Below are 18,654 nucleotides of genomic sequence, written 5' to 3'. Positions count from 1 at the left end.
CTAGAATGTTTATAAGGAATAATGAGGTTTAGTTGATTTTGTTTCCATATTTTGAGCGAACTCATTAAAGGCAATTAGGAAGTCCTTGGGTACGTCTAAGGACTTTAGCATTTCATTAATTCTTTGAAGGTTAGGTAATATCTCATTAAGAGTTTTAGTATCGATTTCTTCATCGCTATCTAGTTCTTTACTACGTGCAACGGCGATAAGTAACTGAGCTATTTTAGGCGGTACATTCATTAATAAATCGTGTAAAGTGTCTTCATCGTTTGACCCATCTGTTGGATTTTTCAATTGTTCGACGATTTTTTCCATTCTTTTGAGTGTATAAGAAGTGATTTTACTTAAGTCCATTAGATTAGCTAAGGAATAAGTCAAATAATTAAATTGTTCAAGCTGTAGCACTCGTCCAATGATTTGATCCTCTTGGCTGAGGTCTTCTTCCGTATCGACCTTAGTGATGTAACTTGCAAAGTTTTCCAAATCAGATTCGGAATAACTTCGAGCTAAACCTAGATAGTAAAGATCTCGAATTGCTTTACTACCTTGCTCTGCGCTGATATGGCCGGTTCTATTAGATAATCCATGTTCTTTGCGAAGCGAATTTTCACAAAGAGTTCCCCCTTCAATGGTCCAATACTCCTCAGCTGACGGCCCATAACTATACATGGAGTTTGTAGGATATAAGGCTTGCATTAAGGGGTCATCAGTATATTTTGGCCCATGGAAAAAAGGCGCAAAATTATGCCTCGCTTTGCCAGTAAGATTGTGCAGGGCGTGAATCAGCTCATGACCTAATAAAATAAAGGGTGGGCCAATATCCGTTAGTCCTTTGCCAGGTGAAGCATATACTTCTAAATTTAAGGCGGAAATTTTATCATTATAGTGATAATCTACACCAATGTTCACTCGTGCCGTACCGGTTCCGCGAACGGTCTCTCTTTTAAAAATCGCTTTAAAATCTTGCTCGGATGTTATCGATTTTCTGGCATATTCTGGACTGGTTTTTGCGAGTCCACCTGCAGCCATTGAGCATTCAAAATTATTGCTGGGCTTTAATATTAATTGGGCGTCTTTAGTAGTCAGTAAATAATTTAGTTTTACAATCAACTTTATTCCTTCGGGTCTGGAAGCCAGTTGCATTAATAGAGAGTTAACATAATTAAATTCCTTTTTATTTAGTGAATTATTTTTACTTATATTAGCAAGGAGTTGATAAAAATTGGCTCGTACGATTTCTTTAGGTTCTTTCTCTTTTAACTCTGGAAGAATGTATTGAGGGTTTAATGCAATTTCTTGTTCATCATGAATATAGAGCGCTGAACTTGCATATAAATTTTCTGTTAAGTCATTATGGACAACTTGTAAGTCCCTCAAGATGTTTTTTATCGCAAGAATTTTTTGGGAAAATATAATTTGCTCATCTTTAGATGCTTGAGGGTTAAATTGAGCATATTGCGCTTCGATAGCGTCGTATGCCACGTGATTTAACTGCTCAATATAAGCCGCTCGTTGCATTAAGTCATGATCATAGTCCTGAGGCAATTCACTTTGGTGCTTAATGCCAAGTTCTGATAGTTGTTTGGAAATAGCCTCAATTCTTTCTCTCATGATCCAAATAAACTCATTTGGTTTTTTTAATAGTATAGACGATTATATTTTGCTCAATTAAGAGAAGGGGATGAGTGATGTTCTTTTTGCAGGAGAACTTTTAATTAACGCAAGCAAACTGTAATGAGGTGATGCGAGTATTAAATATCAGTTCTATGCTGTTGAAAAAGGGCTTTTTAGGGAGCTGCGATGTACGAACTTTTTACCCGTACTCTTCTTCCTATTCAATGGTGTCTAGGAAAATAAAGAGACTCCGAAAGAGTCTCCTTTATGGGAATTTTTATTATTATGGAGAAGCATTTAATGATGGAATATCCTGATTCGATTCTTCATCCGTGTCAAATAATTCATCTTTTGCTGCATTAATACCTGTTAATTGTTTTTGGTGATAGGCAAGCATTACTCCATAAACACTAGAGAGCGTTGTAGAAAACATGCCTACGGTAGGTGCTTCAATCAACTCAATCCCTTTTTCAGCAAGCTTTGCCTGTATATCGACTTTTGTTTCAGCAATAAGTTTTGCTGCTTTTCTTAATAGTTCGATTTTAAGCAAAGGTATTTGGGTTAAGTTTGTAGCTTCAAACTGATCTATTTCAGTTTTGATAAGACCAGTAAACTCTTTCTTAATCGTCAATGTGCCATATAAAGTAGAGTAGGTATATTGATCTGCATAGAGTAGTCCCGAAAGAGTCTTGAGTAACGCATGCCAGCTGCGATCATGTAGCATCCATAAGATGGGATTGTTAGGAAATTCTGTATAGCAATTTTGTAAATGAACAGCGCCAGACTCTAATAGGTCAACCAGTTTTCTTTTGAAGAAATCAATATCGTTTTCAAATTGAGTTAATCCTTCATGTACTTTCGCCGCTCGCAGCAAACCCGTGATTTCTTTTTTTATTGTTTTTACTTGTTTATATAGCAAAATTAAATCGACTTCTTCATTTACTTGTTGTTTCAAATAATGCGCTGAGTCAATGTGATTTTGAAGCTGCTTCGTTTGTATGCTTTTGTGGCTATAGATAGCAAAATAGATCTCGCCAATCCCCAAACATACTCGGTAAGCACCCAAAGCATAAGCAAATTGTCGCATAAAAGCTTGGGCTTCAGGAGTATAGTTTTTTTCAGGTTTAAAGTAATATGTACCCTCTTGCTTGTGAAACTCTAACGGTAAGCCACTTTTTGATACGTGGGTATCAAAAGCTGCGACAAGGTTTGGATGTCCTGCTGAATTGTTAATTTCTTCTGCGGTTTTCGCTAATATATGTTCTTCGACAAGGCATTGTTCCATCGCTTCACGAACCAGGTTGAAGCTAAAAACTTGTTCTTCTCCATGAGCCACTTCGGTGAGTTTTTGTGTTCGTCCTTCATTAAAAAAGTAGTCCTTTAGTAATTTCCTTATTTCCAACATGACCGTACCATAGTGATCAAGACGGGTAAAAATTGGCTGAGTTACTTTGTTTATTTCTTGGCGATGGAGCTCTAGTTTTTCTTCCATAATTTCTCCTTCTCTATCCTTTATTGTTTCAATTTCTACAGTGCGCCAGCTTCGGTGTCAAGGTGTTTAATTTTTTCGATAAGATTTTAAATTGTTAAAAAAATGAGTATGCAAATGATGAAAATGTTTCTATTTGCTCGCTGCTATACTTAAATTAACTAACATAACGAGTTTTTTTATGCAGGATGCCAAATTACCTTCTAACGGCAAAGAGTGTTCTACTTGGTATGTTTCAGCAATGGAACACTTGGTTAAGGTCGTACAAGATTTATCTCAGGCAAATGATATTCAAGCGATCACTGAAATTGTGCGTCATGCCGCGCGCGAACTCACTGGAGCGGATGGTGCAACATTTGTATTAAAGGACGGTAATTATTGTTACTATGTGGAAGAAAATGCGATCGGTCCACTATGGAAAGGCAAACGTTTTCCAATGAAAACATGTATCAGTGGTTGGGTGATGCTGCATAAAAAATTAGCCGTGATTGAGGACATTTATCGTGATCCACGCATCCCACAAGATGCATATCGACCGACATTTGTTAAGAGTTTGGCGATGGTACCTATTCGTAGAGAAGATCCTATAGGTGCTATTGGCAATTACTGGGCCAAAAAACGCTTACCCACACAAGAAGAACTCAATATTTTACAAGCTCTTGCCGATACGACATCGGTTGCATTGAAAAATGCGCATCTTTATATCGATCTAAAAAAACATATAGAAACCATACGAGAGCGAGAGGCGAATGTTCGAGAGCAACGAGATACCTTGGAGATTTTTACCCGTGCCTTAGCTCATGATCTTAGAGAGCCAGCACGAACCATGAGTTCTTTCGTTGACATCATCGCTCAGGAAGAATCTCATTTTACTGGTAGAGTAGCCGATTACTTTCAGCATATTTACAATGCCAGTAAACGCATGCTGACGCTAATCGATACTGTATTTAATTACATGCAACTTGATGAATTGAAAACGAAACTTAATGAACCATGTGATATGAATGAGGTTATCGTAGAGGTTGTAAAAAACCTTGACTACCTGATCAGAGAAAAAAATGCGAATATTCGTGCAGATACGGTACCTCACGTATGTGCAAATCGAACTCAAATGATCCAATTGATGCAAAATTTAATTAGCAACGCCATTTATTATAATGAAAATATTCCCGAAATATCTATTTCTGCAAACCCAAAGAAAAAATGTGTAACGTTTCATGTATCGGATAATGGTTTAGGTCTCGATTGCAAAGACAATGAAACCATTTTTCTACCATTCAAACGAGCTACCCGCATAAGTAATGGGCCTGGATTAGGGTTGGCGATATGTGCCAAAATTGTAGAATTACATGGTGGAACAATAAATTGTAAATCCAAACCTGAAGGTGGCACAATATTTTCTTTTACTCTCCCAAGTGCTTTGAAGATTAATAGACGAGGAAAAGTAAAAGAAACCTCAGTGAATCCAGTTAATGTATCCAGTAAAACATCCTTAGCGAATATTTTATTTGTAGATGATCTTAATGAGGATCTGGAGTTTACTAAAATTATCCTAGAGCGAGCGCATATAAATTTTAATCTATTTATAGCGCAAAGCGGGACAGAAGCACTTAATTTATTACATGATCAATTTACTCGAAATAATCCTATTGATCTGATATTTCTTGATATTAACCTGCCAGGCATGAATGGATTTGAAATATTGAAACAAATTCAAACTGATAAAATACTCGGTAAAACTCCGGTTATTATGTGTACCGGTTCGGATTATAGTAAGGACAGAGAAAAATCCGCCGCTCTAGGAGCTGCAGGTTATCTGATTAAGCCAATTGAAATAGAATCGTTGCTCGACATAATCAATAATTTAGCCACAGTAAGCTATTGTCAAACAGATGAAGGGTACGTCATTATTCGCAATGAAAATTAGTTTCAAATGAATACTTGAAGACCATGTGATTTGTTATGAGAATGACAATTTTCGGATTTCGCTTCGTTGCATCCAGGCCGGAATGTTGAAAGATTAAGTCCATCTAAGGCCCATATTAATTTCAATTTTACCGCTGCCGGCACTTTTTATGACTATTTGGGATAAGTTCGCTGCATAAAAGAAAGATGCTGCACTAAATGGTGATTTTTATGCTATAATTCACCATATGGTTAATGAGTGAGTATGAATGATGCATGCAGCAGAGAAGCCTAATCCTGCAACTGTTTTGGCTACGGCAATAAATCAACTTAAACACGTGATTAAAATTAACAGCCAGGATCTGGCGGCCATTATTGGCCAACATCGCAATACTATTGATAGATGTTTAAAAAAAGGTGAGCTTGACCCTAGTAGCAAGCCAGGAGAGTTGGCTTTGCTATTGATTCGCGTTTATCGATCACTATACGCACTTAATGGCGGGGATAAAAAAGCGATGATTCATTGGTTAAATACCTATAACCACCATATTCAAGGCGTTCCTTTGCAGGAAATGAAAACCATAATGGGACTATCACGTGTTGTGAATTATTTAGATGCAATGAGAGGTAAAGTTTAGTGGGAGATCTATGGGATGAAATGGATGGTACACAATATATTACCTCGATAATGGCAACAATACATCGAGTTGTAGAAGACCAAGAAGAGGTTGCAACACTCTCTCTTGTTAATAATATTGAAGAACAAGGTATATTAGAAGAACTATTAGAAACATCTAAACCTAAAAAGCCTGAAGAATATGAAGATTTGCATTATTTACTCATCACTCCATTTCGCTATCCACCGTTGCAATATGGTTCACGATTTGGCAGTACTTTTGAACCCAGCCTATTTTACGGAGCGCTGAATAGTTCCACCGCATTAGCTGAAACTGCTTATTATCGATTTGTTTTTATGTCAGGGATGAAGGAACCATATCCTGATAACATTCAGATGACTTATTCAAGCTACACAGTAGGGATTAAAACAGCTCACGGCGTTTTTTTGAATAAGCAGCCATTTGATGCATTTGAAAAAATAATTACATCGCCTCAATACTATGGTGATACTCAAAAATTGGGTACTTCAATGAGAAACGCGGATGTAGAAGCATTTCAATATATTTCTGCTCGCGATCCTGAAAAAGGAATCAATGTCGCGTTATTTACCCCCAAAGCGTTTCAATCTAAAAAACCAATAAGTCTTGAGCGTTGGATATGTAATATAACCAATCAGGAAATTGGTTTCATCTCTAATGATACTCATAAGCGATTAAGTTTTAAGCGAGATATATTTTTAGTGGATGGACTTCTTCCTGCACCAGCGTGTTAAGCATGATTTCATAAATCAGTACACACTGATGTCAATCGTATATTTCTACTTCGGTTTACAAATACGGTTGGCAAATTATACCCATCGCTATAAACTTTTCAGTTTCACTTAGAATGCACGTGTTGTTTCCGCTCGTTTGGGGCTCCAGATTAAATCTATACCTCACTGGTGAAGTGGTACCGATTAAGTTATTATTTATTCCTAATGAGATGTGCTTAGCCTAAGGATAGGAGTTCATTCTTAATGAAACGTCTTGGTTTATCATTGCTACTGATTTTTGTTGGCTTTGGTGCAGCATCTGCTGCGCAAAAGACTGTTGTCTGTCATATGCAAGGAATAGAAGATGCTATTTCCTTTGTGGCACCCAATAAAATCGGGGATTTACCTCAAATTGATTTTGATTATCCAGTGAATGTGACCCGATTCAGCTTGCGAGCAGATAATTTACTCCTTGTGGCAATGGATCAGGATGAGAAAGATCGCCCACGGATTTTCTTTTCAGCACAATTTAACAAACAAAAACAAGCGTACATAGGGCAATTTATGACGGATTTTGGAGGTAATGAATTGCAACTGGATAATGGACTGGTTTCCTGTACATTAAAGTAAATTCATTTTCTTAGGGTTCAATCGAACGATTCAGTTCTTCGATTTCATCGAGAATCTTTAGAAATTTTTCCCCAAAAGGAGTGACGAAATATTCAACTCTAGGGGGAAGTTCGTGAAAAGTGGTTTTGCCAAGAATTCCGAATTCAAGATTTTTTTTAAGGCATTGATTTAAAACCTTAGTGGAGAGGCCCTCGACACAACGTACCATTTCCCCTGGACGATTGATTCCTTCTCGCAAAAGAGAATAGATGGTAAGTGACCACTTACAACCGTAAATAGTCTCAACCATAGTTGCTGTTTTTAAAGGTTTTTTTTCTTTCAACGTCTTCTTCAAATAATTCAAGAATGCATACCAATAAGTACCTACTGTACCACTAAGTACTTACTTTTTTTAGGATTATATATCTCCCATACTCAGCGGAACAGATTTTCTATCAACTAAAAGGTGAGAGACATGTTAAATCATAATTTAGCCATTATTATCGGTGGTTCTAGTGGCATGGGATTGGAAACCGCAAAAAAGCTTGCTGCAAGTGGTGTTGATTTACTCATCACCGGCAGGGATGAGCAAAAGTTGAAACATGCAGCCAATGAAATAAAACAGATGGGAGGCCAGGTCGAAGAGTTCGTTATTGATCTTTATGATAAAGCACAGGTGGCACACTTGGTTATGAAAATAAAGAATGAAACGCGTACAATAAAGTATCTTATCAATGCGGCGGGTTATTTTAGACCAGTATCTTTTTTAGACCATACAGAAGAGGATTATGATCTGCAAATAAACCTTAATAAAGCATTTTTCTTTATTACTCAGGCTGTTGCAAAAAAAATGAAACACGAGGGCGGTGGGGCCATAGTTAACATTGGATCCATGTGGGCAAATCAAGCGATCAAGGCTACTCCTTCTTCGGCCTATTCAATGCAAAAGGCAGGTCTTCATTCATTAACCCAGCATTTAGCTATGGAGCTTGCAGATCACAACATCAGAGTGAATGCGGTAGCTCCGGCAGTGGTTGTCACACCTATCTATAAGTCCTTCATCGCTGAAGAGCAAATTGAAGTATCGCTGCAGAATTTTAATGGCTTTCACCCTATTGGTAGGATAGGAAAGGTTACTGATGTTGCAAATGCTATTGAATTTCTGCTGTCCGAGAAATCCAGCTGGATCACCGGGGAAATTATTAATGTTGATGGCGGGGTTATGGCGGGAAGGAATTAATGGTGATTTAGGGGAGTGGCCCTTATCCGCCCTGTCGGGCACCTTCTCCCCAAGGGGAGAAGGTGTTTAATTTTTTATTCAGGATGAAATCGCTTAAAAAATCGAAGCATTTCATAAAAGACATAGGGCCCTGCATCACGATGATCGAGTGTGTCACTTACTGAATGAATAAATACATTACTACCCGCGTTCCTAAATTGTTCATAAGCCATTTCTGCTCCATGATAAGGAACATCTCTATCACCCTTGGTACCAACAAGTAATAAAGGTGCCGTGGGAGAAAAACTATAATGATTGAAATAGTTCTTCAGTATTTCTGAATTTTCTTCCGTATGATTTAAAATGGCATCAAAAAATTCGGGCTGAAAAATTAATGCGGGGTTTTGCGGCAGCGCATTGAGTATTTCCTTAGTGGAATGATGTCCATCAAATAACTCGGGGATCTTACTATTATAGGGGGCAACAAATAGCTGGTTTAAATCAGCCCAATAGTTTTTATAGGTTTGCAGCGAATAGAAAAAATACGCCAAATATGCGGTAGCTCGTGGCCCCGGATCCCGCATAATAAATTGCATGGTTTCATTCCAGTCGTAAGGAGCCGAACCTAAAGCAACAGCAGTAACCGGGATATTAGGATACTGGGTGGTAAGTAACTCGAACAATACTAAAGAAGAAAAACCTCCTTCTGAATAGCCTCCAATATAGAGTTGGTCATTGAGATCAATCTTTATTATCTTCGTAAGCTCCTTGGCGGCTAACAGCATATTTACACTGCTACTGGCCAGGGTTTCATATTGTACGTAAGGATGGAGTGGTAACTCGTTGTCTCCGAAACCAAGATAATCCGGCATAACGGTTAGATAACCGCCATGGCTGGAAAATAGAGCCGGGTATATTGCATCGCCTTCTTTCATCCTCGAAGGAGCATCATCATGGTTGAAGCGTGTTCCATGCTGATAGCTGACAATTCCTAGCCTACCGATTACACGAGGTACAGCAACCAAGCCAGAAGCCGTGGTGATATGACCATCAGGAGCTGGAGTTTTATAGTTGATCTTATAAAGAGTTACATCGTAATTGGCTTCAAGTACATCAAGTGGAGGCATTTTTCTTAATGCTATTTGCGCCATCTCTTTAGAAAACGTGCCTAAGTAATTGTAATCAACTAGAATTTTCTCATCAATTGCTTGTGATTGGCTATGAACGTTGATATTTAAAAAGAAATATAACGAGAAGAAAATTATTTTTTTAATATTTGCCATTGCGAGTTCGTTCCAAATTATATTTAAAATGAAAAAAGACCAATAAATTGAGCAACTCCAATGGCACGAAGCTAAGCTTTTCCCCAGGTCTACGTTCAGCGACCTGTTCGCGAAAACCAAGGAATGTAGCTTCGTCGCTGCTCCCGCGAACAAGTCGCAGACAGGAAGAAAAGTTCTTAACTTAGTACCTTGGAGCATGCTCTATAACTCAGGTTCAACTTTTTCTGAAGGGCTGTCAATTATAAATTTTTTTTCTGCATCTTATTGTTTCATAATCATATTTCACCATTTACATGAAAAAAATAACCACTGTATATATAAATGTCTCTAATAAAGGTTAAAATTGGGCCATTTTAAATCTGTTCAAGTAGTATTTAGATAAAACAGGATGTGGAAAAATGAAAACAAAAAAAATACAAAATTTAATTTCTACAGAAAACGATCAAGCGGCGATCTTAAAAAAGTTGGATTTATGGTTTAGTAAAGATCGCCAATTAATTGAAAAAACCTACATTTTGGGACGCAATGTTTTTCATCTTTTAGTATTAAAAAACAAAACGAAGGTTCTTGATATCTTGTTATCTGATGAACATCGAAAAGCAGTTGCGCAAAGACCCGATCGACTAGGTAATACACTATTACATTTCGCAATAAGAAATGGAGAAGAAAATCAAGAAACCTTGAATATTGTGCTTAAGCATTTCCCAGACATGGTCAATAGTCAGAATAGCAATGGAAATACCCCTTTACATGAAGCGGTTCTTTTTGATCAGCTTTGGGCGGTTAACATTCTTCTTAAACATAAGCAAACAAAGCGTTCGATAAAAAATGCAAACAAGAAAACAGCTCCCGAATTGGCTGTTGCAAACCCTGCAATCAGACAGGCAATTCTCAATATTGATTTGTCCAAGATTCAATTACTTGATTTACGTAAACGTCCAAGTAGCCCTGACTCGAGTTCTCTTAATAGTTTTCAAGTATCATTTCCGTTGATGTCTTCACGAAGTGCCTCCTCGTATCGTTTAGTTTCTCCAGATAGTGGTGGCTCTTCTAGTCCCACCTACAAATTACAAGAAATCAACTCGCAGGCACTTAACTTTGAGCCAATGGAAGAACAAGGGGGAAGAGGGGGGCTTGATAGAAAACCAGTTGGACCTTATTCGTTAACACCTTATCTCAAGAGTTTACTCGCGGCACATCAAGCAAAAGACTCTTCTTATCAGATATTATTCGAACGAGTAGTTAAGCTATTTTGTAAATATCATATCAACGAGGCGTTGGATTTAAGTGAGTTTTCAGCGGACACTGTTCAAGAGGTCCTCCTGAATATTCTTTCTTCTTCGTATTCGGTTGTGAACGCACAATATAAACAAATTCAAAATAGAAATTTCAAATTATTCAGTGACTTTTCTTCTTTGTTACTCGGTAATAATTTAATGCTTCCAAAGCAAAAAGAAATAGAAGTTTCCAAAAAAATATCGCTTACTAACACCCTCAAATTATTAACAGCCTGCAAGGAAACACCCGATTCAATACGAGAATTTGATTTTGAACGAGTTGCTCATAGAACTTTAGGCTTGTTAAGTTCTTATGATTTAGTAACCATCCTCATTAATTTGAGAAAATTATATAAGAACTTTGATTATCACCAAAAGCTCGTTGCTAATTATGTTGTGTGGCAATTATTTACCTATCAATGCATTGAAGGGATAAGCTCTGATCCCATGGTTTTTTTACAAATGGAATCATTTTTCAAATGTAATGTTGATGAAGAAATGGGCTTAGGCTTGTTGGGTATGCAAATTAACTCTCTTTTTGAGGCATTAATTGAAAATAATTCGGAAGTGTTTAATGATCCTGTTTTAAGTAATTATCAAATAATCACTCAACGATTGGCAGAATATGAGGTTGCACAAGAGTCTTTTGATCAGCTTGTGGATCAAGCATTAGATTTGAAGAAAGGCGAACGGGAGCACGAAGTAAAACAAATTGCTCAAGAAATGCGTCTTCTTACGATCAGTTTTTACCAAAATGTACTTATTAAAGAATTTGGCACCGATTGGGTAAAAGCAGGGGCTAAAAAAAATGCTCCTCACATCGATGATTTAACTCAATTTTTTAACAAGTTAAGCGCTTATTTTGAAAAGAAAATATTGAGTCAGACCAGTGCTAACATTAAAAATGCTTTACAATTTATGCTGGAATTGGCTCACGAGCTTTGTCTTTTAGATGGTGAAAAATATCCAGATTTAAACCATTTAATGTTAATTTGCAGCGTATTTAATAACACGAATATTTTACGACTCACGAATTCATTTGAACTTTTGTCATCCAAAGAACGAAAAACACTTATTGAATTAGAGCAAATGGTCAGTAAGGAAGGAAATTCCAAATGGATGCGTGAAGTCTATCGACTTTATCGAACGACATTGCCATTTTTAGGAGTTATTTTAACCGATGTTACTTTTGCTAAGGATGGAAATCATTATCCTTTAGGCCGATTTGAGGCAGTAGGTGCAATCTTGATGAGAGTTCTTGAGCTCAAGACTTTATTGAATCATAAGTTCAGCCGAAATATTACAGACCTGAGGGTTCTTTTAAATAATAGTTTTGAAGCTAATGAGGACGACTTATATTTGGCTTCACTTAGGATCCAACTAAGAAAAACTGATGTGATTAATTTAGATGATCCAAGCAGAGATTGCCAATCGATTTTGGATGATCTGAACCAGAATTTTTTAAACAATAATTTGCTACCAGCGGTTCTTTTTAAAGGGCAACTTCACCCTCCCATTCAGTTGGCGAATCGTTTAATTTCTTATGTTAGTTCTTATATAAAAAACCTAAATAAAGCGGTTAGAGAATTCAAGGCGGTCGAGGAGCTTTCCCCTGAGCAACTCAAATTGAAAGAGGCGCATGGAACATTGGATCAGTTGATTGAGGAACTTGAAAAAACGATTGGACGAATCATCGAAGTGAATAGAACATACTATGTGAAACAAAAGCTTATGGCACCCCTAAGTCTAGAATTTTATCAGGCTAAAATAAAACACTTAAGTCATCAATCGACTTCATGTGATGAATTAACGTTTTCAAAGAAAACACGAAGATCTTCTTGGCGTCAAGTAACTTCTCTGGTACATAAAAAAATGTTTTTCTCGACCGATGCGAAATCCTTGACTGCTAGGGAAGTTCGTTCGGGGGATCTGAATCCTGATGATCCGGAGGCTCAAGCTGAACTGATAGAACGCAAAAGTAATACATTAAACGGTTTAAGCTAATGTCGACCACCTTCAAGGATTCTAATTGGCAGAAAAAATTTAAATAAAAATTGGGCTTGTGAACCTAAGGTATATTGAATTAGGATTTTCATTCAATTTTCAAAAGGAATTATTATGAAAACAGCATTGGTATCTGGATTTGCACGATCATTTATATCCGGTTGGCCCATCGCAGATGCAACAATTACCGTTCTTGAAAATGAGAAGTTAAAATTTAAAACAGACTCTTCGGGACGATTTGGACCTTTTGAATGGCCCGTGGGAGAGCCGATTACTTTGGTTTTTGAGAAACCTGGATCTTTTTGGACCGGATATAAGACCATACAAACAGCAACTTTAATTGTCCCGCCTGAAGGCATAAATAATGAGAATTTTCTAAAAAATATTTCCTTCCAAGTGCCTTCAATTATGGCTTATCAATTTTTATCTTATGCGATGTGGAAAACTGAAGATCCCCACACCTGCCAAATCGCGGCAACAGTTACCCCACCCAATACTACGATGGATGATATCCCGCAAGGAGTGGAGGGAGTGACCGTTAGTTTATCGCCTAAAGTTAATGCAGAAACCTTTTATTTTGGTATTTTTCCTATAGTTCACAAAACAAACCCTTTTATTCATAAATTGAAATCGACGTCATTGGATGGCGGAGTTGCGTTCATTAATGTCCCGCCAGGTGATTACATCATGGAGGCCAAAAAGGATAATATTCCTTTTTCTAAAGTAGCCATCAAAGCACGTAAAGGAATGATTGTGAATGCCAGCCCGCCACTCGGCCCTACAATGCTCGAAGCACCTAAAGCGGATACAGAAAAGAAAAACAATCATTTTGGCTTTTTTAAATCTGTCTGGGCACTAGGATCAGCCAAGTCGAGTGCTCTTGTTACAACTACCGGACTGAGCAAGCCAACACCATAAATTCTCAATTGAGTGAACTATACTGTAATTATTCCCAGAACCAGCACACTTGAGTGCAATAAACACTTACAGGTTAAGGAAAAACGAATGAACATGACTGTCACGGCAATGGAAAAAACAGTGAGAAGAGTTTTCGATGAGATGTGGAACCAGCAAAAGGCCGCCTTAGCTGATGAGCTCTTTTCAGCAAAGACCTCAATCCATTTTAGCTATGAGCAAGCGGCCAATTTGCAGAATTTTAAAGAAGCCTTACTACAATGGTATCTCGCTTTTCCAGATCTGATGCACTCCATTGATGATCTGATGGTAAGTGGTGATAAAGTTGTGACTCGTTGGCATGGTCAGGGTACCCACAGGGATGAATTTTCGGGAATTCCTGCCACGGGTATCCCTGTATTTTATAGTGGGATTACCATTTTTCGCTTGGATAAGAATCAGCAAATCGCTGAAGCCTGGGTATATAGTGATTTGAACGAGATGATCTCCAAAATGCAACAAGCTCAAAAATAACAGGCATGATTATGAAAAAAGATGAGGAAAAGCGTTATGAGCGGGCAAAAAAATTTCTTCCGCAAAATGTGGTGCGTTTGATAAAAAACATTCAACCTGCAATTGCGTGGTCACCTGATGATAAGCGTATTTGCCATCGCCACGACACGGCTGAAGGTTATGAATATTTTATTTTCAATCTACAAACTAAAACGAAGGAGCTTGCCTTTGACCACTCAATATTGGCAGGACAAATTGCGGAACAATTAAATCGGGATGTAAAGGCTTTTGCCTTGCCAATCAATCAAATTGATTTTTTTGACGAACACATTTTGCAATTGCATATTGAGCAATTTATTTTTCAATATGATCGAACAACTCAGGTACTTTCGCGAGTCAGCGAGGAGAAGCCGGTTGCGATGTCTCGGTGTCCCACGATTATGGAGATATGGGGGCTTTTGCCCATTCCTATGGGGCCAAGAATTCGCTCCCCAAATAAACATTGGGATTTATACAGTAAGGAGCATAATCTATTTCTTTTTTCATTTGACGAAAATAAAGAATATCAGCTCACTACAGAGGGTACTTCAACGAATGCATACGCGGTTTCTCCCGATACTAATTTAACTTCATTAACGCTGCGCCGCACCCAAGTTGTACTGCCTCCTATGGCTATTTGGTCTCCTGATTCACAAAAAATTGTCAGCTTTCAATGCAAGCAAAAACATGTAAAAAAATTGGCATTATTACAATATGTTCCTGAAGATGGTTCTTTTCGTCCCCAAGTGCATGAAGCACATATTCCTTTTTTAGGTGATGAACTGATCCCGGAAATTAAATTATGTTGGATTGATGTCAGTGAAAAGAAGCTGCACGAAATCGATATGCCTCCTCTGATGCCTGCATTGGTGGGCTCTCCAATTGAAGCTGGCTATGTCTGGTGGAGTGAAGACAGCACGAAAATCTTTTTTTTAAAGGAAGAACGAGGTAATCATCAACTTTCTTTATGTGAATTGCATGTTGCCACCCAAAAGCTACGCGTTATTTTTACCGAAAAGTCCAAGAGGTATGTCGAACCCAGCCAATTAATTTTGTGGCAGAATTACACGGGAATGCTTGAAGCGTCAAATGAATTTATTTGGTTATCCGATCATCAGGGCTGGGCTCATCTTTATTTACATGATTTACAAACGGGGCAAATAAAAAATCAGATTACGCAAGGGCCATGGGTAGTTCGCAAAGTGTTTCATGTTGATGCGAAACATCGATGGGTTTATTTTTTGGGTAATGGTAAAGAGCCTGGAGTTGATCCATATTTCCGTTATTTATATCGTGCTCGTTTGGATGGAAGTGAGGTGCAATTGTTGACCCCAGAAACTGCAGATCATTCAATTGTTTTTTCACCATCTCAAGAATATTTTATCGATTATTATTCCACTATGGATTCCATTCCAGTCACAAAACTACGGGATAAAAATGGCCAACAAATTGATACCTTAGAAAAGGCTGATTTTTCTCAGCTCTTTTCCTTAGGATATAAACATCCTAAGCCTTTTTGTCTAAAAGGTGCAGATGAAGAAACTGATATTTATGGCGTCATTTATTTCCCTACTGATTTTGATCCAAAGAAAAAATATCCAATAATTGATGATATTTATCCGGGGCCACAATTAACACGAGTACCTAAAACGTATTGTTATGACCCTCCTGAATATTTTTATGGCTGTTGGTGGCCTCAAAGTATTGCGGAATTAGGTTTTATTGTCGTCAACATCGATGGACGAGGCACGCCTTTGCGGTCTAAAAAATTCCATGATTATTCCTATCAACATTTAGAAACTGCGGGAGGATTAGAAGATCACGTTGCTGTTATTAAAAGCCTCGCACAACACTACTCATATATTGATGTAAATCAAGTCGGCATTTTGGGACAATCCGCAGGCGGATATGCTGCGACCCGGGCATTATTAGACTATCCTGATTTTTATCGAGTGGGCGTCTGTGTTTCCGGATTACAAGATTTACGAAGTTATTTAGCATTTTGGGGCGAGCGGTATCAGGGACTGCCAAATGATGTAGACTATACATTGCAATCCAACTATCCCCATGCAGATAAACTTAAAGGTAAGTTATTTCTAATTCATGGTGATTTAGATGATAACGTTCATCCATCCAATATGATGCACCTTATTGATGCGTTGATTAAAGCAGATAAAAATTTTGATATGTTATTAGTTCCTAATGCAAACCATGGTTTGTATTTTATGAATCCTTATGTTTGGCGTCGAATTTGGGATTATTTTGTGGATCATTTAAAAAGTGACTACCGATGAATTCCTTGAAGAAAGAGTAACCCACTGCCATAATGAATTTACTCTTTAGCAGTATTTTCAAGAAAAGGATTCCTTATGGCTACTGTAGGCACTTATCTCGCACAACGCCTCCAAGAATTAGGTATGACGGATTATTTCGCTATCCCTGGTGACTATAATTTGGGTTTATTGGACGAGCTATTAAAAAATAAATCACTCAACATGATCAATTGTTGCAATGAGTTGAATGCAGGTTATGCAGCTGATGGTTATGCACGTATAAAAGGGGTTTCAGCGTTATTTGTTACCTTTAGTGTAGGGGGCTTAAGTGCGGTCAATGCTGTGGCCGGTGCCTATGCAGAGAATCTACCCATTATCGTTATTTCAGGGGGACCGAATACAAACTCCGTGCAAGATGCGGAAATTTTGCACCATACTTTGGCAACCGAAAATTACAGCTATGTTCGCGAAATTTTTGCGAAAATTACGGCACACAGCGTGTTTATCCATAGACCAAGTGATGCGCCCATGCAAATTGATACCGCGTTAGCAATCGCACTTGAAAAGAAAAAACCCGTATATATTGAAATCGCATGTAATATTGCAGGGCTTAGTGTTTCGCCGCCAACGCAAAGGGCACTGAATGTCAAACGATTAAGTGATACTTCATCTCTTGCTGCTGCAATTGAAGATGCGGCTGCTAAACTCAACGCTGCAGTTAAACCGGTGCTTATCGCTGGCAGTAAATCGCGTTCTTGTGAAGCAACAGCGATGATCGAAACGTTAAGCCAATCTTGTGGCTATGCCCTGGCTGCAATGCCTGATGCGAAGGGATTCGTTTCAGAGCAGCATCCCAATTACATTGGTATTTATTGGGGACCGGTGAGCTCACCAGGATGTGGCGAAATTGTAGAATCAAGTGATCTGTATTTCTTTATAGGACCCAATTTTAATGATTATACGACGGTAGGCCATGTATGTAATATTCAGCCTAAGAAGCTGATTGTTATTGCCGATGGTAGTGTGTCTATCGCAGGAAAGGTTTATACCGACGTGTATATGAATGAGTTTTTACGCGGTCTAAAGGATCAATTGAAATTCAATGATGCATCTCTTAAAGCGTACAAACGAATTGCTGGTTCCGCCCCTTTATATAACGAGCCAGATGATTTGAACTCACCACTTACGACACGATTTCTATTTGGGCAAATTCAAAAGCTACTAAGTAGTGATTATGGGGTTTTGGCGGAAACCGGTGACTCATGGTTTAATGGCATGCGTCTTAATTTACCTGAAGGTTGCCCTTTTGAAATTCAAATGCAGTATGGCTCTATTGGATGGTCTGTAGGTGCTCTTTTGGGAATGCAAGCAGCACTTCATAATAAAAAGCGCGTTATTGCTTTGATTGGCGATGGTTCCTTTCAAATGAGTGCCCAAGAGTTATCAACACTCATTCGTTATGGGTATAAACCGATTATTTTTTTAATGAATAATGCTTCGTATACAATTGAAGTTCAAATTCATGATGGTCCGTATAATGTAATTAATAATTGGCGTTATGCTGATTTAGTGGATGTGTTTAATGGAGAACAAGTAAACGCTCGAGCTTTTAGAGCTCCTACCCATCAAACACTTCTTGATGCAATCGAAGAGGCTAAAAAATCAGATGCTTTATGCTTTATTGAAGTAATTTTAGATAAAGATGATTGCAATAAAAATCTATTGGAATGGGGCGCCCGGGTCGCATCATACAATAGTCGGTCACCAAGAACGAATTAGTCAAGCCTGCTATGCTACCTTGATCGCATCTGCGCTTACACCCCATGGCTTGTCCGTGGGGTGTCGAAATAGAGATGGAATGGTTTCTCAGAGATGTGTTGGGGACTCTGTGCTTTACCCAACTACAACGGTCTATACTTATACTAATAGTGAAAGTTTAAAAAGGACTTATATGAAAAACTATTTAAATCCTCATCCACATGCCGTGGAACGAGTAAATAAGGTTCGAAATAAACCCGGTGGCATGCCAGTTCCTAAACATAAAAAAGTAGCGAAAGATCTGTCGGAAAAATCAGACACAGAGATTTTTGCAACGCAGTCTGAAGAGCAAGCTTGGAAAGAGTCCCTAAAAAAGGATAAAAATTCCTAGGGTTTTTAGATAAGGAC

The 18,654-nt window shown here is 38.1% G+C and carries 15 protein-coding genes; 11 read left to right on the top strand and 4 right to left on the bottom strand.

Features of this window, described 5'->3' with window-relative positions; translation table 11 throughout:
- Nucleotides 1-9: 9 nt before the first annotated feature.
- Together ACWTEW_RS13765 and ACWTEW_RS13760 are read right to left on the bottom strand one after the other, a co-directional pair.
- Entirely contained in the window at nt 10-1,611 is a 1,602-nt protein-coding gene (locus tag ACWTEW_RS13765; protein WP_454782218.1) for a type III secretion system effector protein, read from the bottom strand.
- Between the two features lie 286 nt (nt 1,612-1,897).
- Nucleotides 1,898-3,106, bottom strand: coding sequence for a hypothetical protein (locus tag ACWTEW_RS13760; protein WP_454782217.1), 1,209 nt, complete (start codon nt 3,104-3,106; stop codon nt 1,898-1,900).
- A gap of 178 nt (nt 3,107-3,284) precedes the next feature.
- On the opposite strand from ACWTEW_RS13760, the gene ACWTEW_RS13755 reads away from it, so the two are divergent.
- From ACWTEW_RS13755 to ACWTEW_RS13740, 4 genes are all read left to right on the top strand, one after another.
- The gene (locus ACWTEW_RS13755; protein WP_454782216.1) at nt 3,285-5,030 is read left to right on the top strand and encodes an ATP-binding protein; all 1,746 of its coding nucleotides are present in this window, start codon (nt 3,285-3,287) and stop codon (nt 5,028-5,030) included.
- Between the two features lie 247 nt (nt 5,031-5,277).
- A complete protein-coding gene (locus ACWTEW_RS13750) occupies nt 5,278-5,646 on the top strand; it encodes an MbcA/ParS/Xre antitoxin family protein (protein WP_454782215.1) in 369 nt (122 codons plus the stop codon).
- Nucleotides 5,646-6,398: an RES family NAD+ phosphorylase gene (locus ACWTEW_RS13745; RefSeq protein ID WP_454782214.1), complete on the top strand. Its 753-nt coding sequence runs from the start codon at nt 5,646-5,648 to the stop codon at nt 6,396-6,398. Before ACWTEW_RS13750 ends, ACWTEW_RS13745 begins: the two co-directional genes overlap by 1 nt.
- A 243-nt stretch (nt 6,399-6,641) precedes the next feature.
- Complete coding sequence (locus ACWTEW_RS13740; protein WP_454782213.1) at nt 6,642-7,007, top strand: hypothetical protein; 366 nt, start codon at nt 6,642-6,644, stop codon at nt 7,005-7,007.
- Nucleotides 7,008-7,017: 10 nt separating this feature from the next.
- Here ACWTEW_RS13740 and ACWTEW_RS13735 read toward each other — a convergent pair whose 3' ends face one another.
- On the bottom strand, nt 7,018-7,296 hold the full coding sequence (locus ACWTEW_RS13735; RefSeq protein WP_454782328.1) for a winged helix-turn-helix transcriptional regulator: 279 nt from the start codon (nt 7,294-7,296) through the stop codon (nt 7,018-7,020).
- A gap of 165 nt (nt 7,297-7,461) precedes the next feature.
- Between ACWTEW_RS13735 and ACWTEW_RS13730 the strand changes: the two genes are divergently transcribed.
- Nucleotides 7,462-8,226, top strand: coding sequence for an SDR family NAD(P)-dependent oxidoreductase (locus ACWTEW_RS13730; protein ID WP_454782212.1), 765 nt, complete (start codon nt 7,462-7,464; stop codon nt 8,224-8,226).
- 74 nt (nt 8,227-8,300) lie between these two features.
- Here the strand turns inward: ACWTEW_RS13730 and ACWTEW_RS13725 are convergent, their stop codons facing one another.
- Nucleotides 8,301-9,488 carry an alpha/beta hydrolase family protein gene (locus tag ACWTEW_RS13725; RefSeq protein ID WP_454782211.1) on the bottom strand — a complete coding sequence of 396 codons (1,188 nt, stop codon included), beginning with the start codon at nt 9,486-9,488 and terminating at the stop codon, nt 8,301-8,303.
- Between the two features lie 398 nt (nt 9,489-9,886).
- Between ACWTEW_RS13725 and ACWTEW_RS13720 the strand changes: the two genes are divergently transcribed.
- The 6 genes from ACWTEW_RS13720 to ACWTEW_RS13695 all read left to right on the top strand — a co-directional run bounded on the left by ACWTEW_RS13720 (nt 9,887) and on the right by ACWTEW_RS13695 (nt 18,637).
- A complete protein-coding gene (locus tag ACWTEW_RS13720) occupies nt 9,887-12,769 on the top strand; it encodes a RasGEF domain-containing protein (RefSeq protein ID WP_454782210.1) in 2,883 nt (960 codons plus the stop codon).
- 114 nt (nt 12,770-12,883) lie between these two features.
- Nucleotides 12,884-13,687, top strand: coding sequence for a carboxypeptidase regulatory-like domain-containing protein (locus ACWTEW_RS13715; protein WP_454782209.1), 804 nt, complete (start codon nt 12,884-12,886; stop codon nt 13,685-13,687).
- Between the two features lie 87 nt (nt 13,688-13,774).
- Nucleotides 13,775-14,197, top strand: a complete 423-nt coding sequence (locus ACWTEW_RS13710; protein WP_454782208.1) for an ester cyclase — start codon at nt 13,775-13,777, stop codon at nt 14,195-14,197.
- 11 nt (nt 14,198-14,208) lie between these two features.
- Complete coding sequence (locus ACWTEW_RS13705) at nt 14,209-16,509, top strand: S9 family peptidase (RefSeq protein ID WP_454782207.1); 2,301 nt, start codon at nt 14,209-14,211, stop codon at nt 16,507-16,509.
- Nucleotides 16,510-16,584: 75 nt separating this feature from the next.
- Nucleotides 16,585-18,267, top strand: a complete 1,683-nt coding sequence (locus tag ACWTEW_RS13700) for a thiamine pyrophosphate-binding protein (protein ID WP_454782206.1) — start codon at nt 16,585-16,587, stop codon at nt 18,265-18,267.
- Between the two features lie 172 nt (nt 18,268-18,439).
- Nucleotides 18,440-18,637, top strand: a complete 198-nt coding sequence (locus tag ACWTEW_RS13695) for a hypothetical protein (RefSeq protein ID WP_454782205.1) — start codon at nt 18,440-18,442, stop codon at nt 18,635-18,637.
- Nucleotides 18,638-18,654: the final 17 nt, after the last annotated feature.

Source organism: Legionella stuttgartensis, assembly GCF_977063405.2.
This window is presented reverse-complemented; position numbering and strand designations above follow the sequence as displayed.

Coding starts and splice junctions, on each gene's coding strand:
- ACWTEW_RS13765 (WP_454782218.1), bottom strand. CDS start 1,611: ATGAGAGAAAGAATTGAGGCTATTTCCAAACAACTATCAGAACTTGGC.
- ACWTEW_RS13760 (WP_454782217.1), bottom strand. CDS start 3,106: ATGGAAGAAAAACTAGAGCTCCATCGCCAAGAAATAAACAAAGTAACT.
- ACWTEW_RS13755 (WP_454782216.1), top strand. CDS start 3,285: ATGCAGGATGCCAAATTACCTTCTAACGGCAAAGAGTGTTCTACTTGG.
- ACWTEW_RS13750 (WP_454782215.1), top strand. CDS start 5,278: ATGATGCATGCAGCAGAGAAGCCTAATCCTGCAACTGTTTTGGCTACG.
- ACWTEW_RS13740 (WP_454782213.1), top strand. CDS start 6,642: ATGAAACGTCTTGGTTTATCATTGCTACTGATTTTTGTTGGCTTTGGT.
- ACWTEW_RS13735 (WP_454782328.1), bottom strand. CDS start 7,296: ATGGTTGAGACTATTTACGGTTGTAAGTGGTCACTTACCATCTATTCT.
- ACWTEW_RS13730 (WP_454782212.1), top strand. CDS start 7,462: ATGTTAAATCATAATTTAGCCATTATTATCGGTGGTTCTAGTGGCATG.
- ACWTEW_RS13725 (WP_454782211.1), bottom strand. CDS start 9,488: ATGGCAAATATTAAAAAAATAATTTTCTTCTCGTTATATTTCTTTTTA.
- ACWTEW_RS13720 (WP_454782210.1), top strand. CDS start 9,887: ATGAAAACAAAAAAAATACAAAATTTAATTTCTACAGAAAACGATCAA.
- ACWTEW_RS13715 (WP_454782209.1), top strand. CDS start 12,884: ATGAAAACAGCATTGGTATCTGGATTTGCACGATCATTTATATCCGGT.
- ACWTEW_RS13710 (WP_454782208.1), top strand. CDS start 13,775: ATGAACATGACTGTCACGGCAATGGAAAAAACAGTGAGAAGAGTTTTC.
- ACWTEW_RS13705 (WP_454782207.1), top strand. CDS start 14,209: ATGAAAAAAGATGAGGAAAAGCGTTATGAGCGGGCAAAAAAATTTCTT.
- ACWTEW_RS13700 (WP_454782206.1), top strand. CDS start 16,585: ATGGCTACTGTAGGCACTTATCTCGCACAACGCCTCCAAGAATTAGGT.
- ACWTEW_RS13695 (WP_454782205.1), top strand. CDS start 18,440: ATGAAAAACTATTTAAATCCTCATCCACATGCCGTGGAACGAGTAAAT.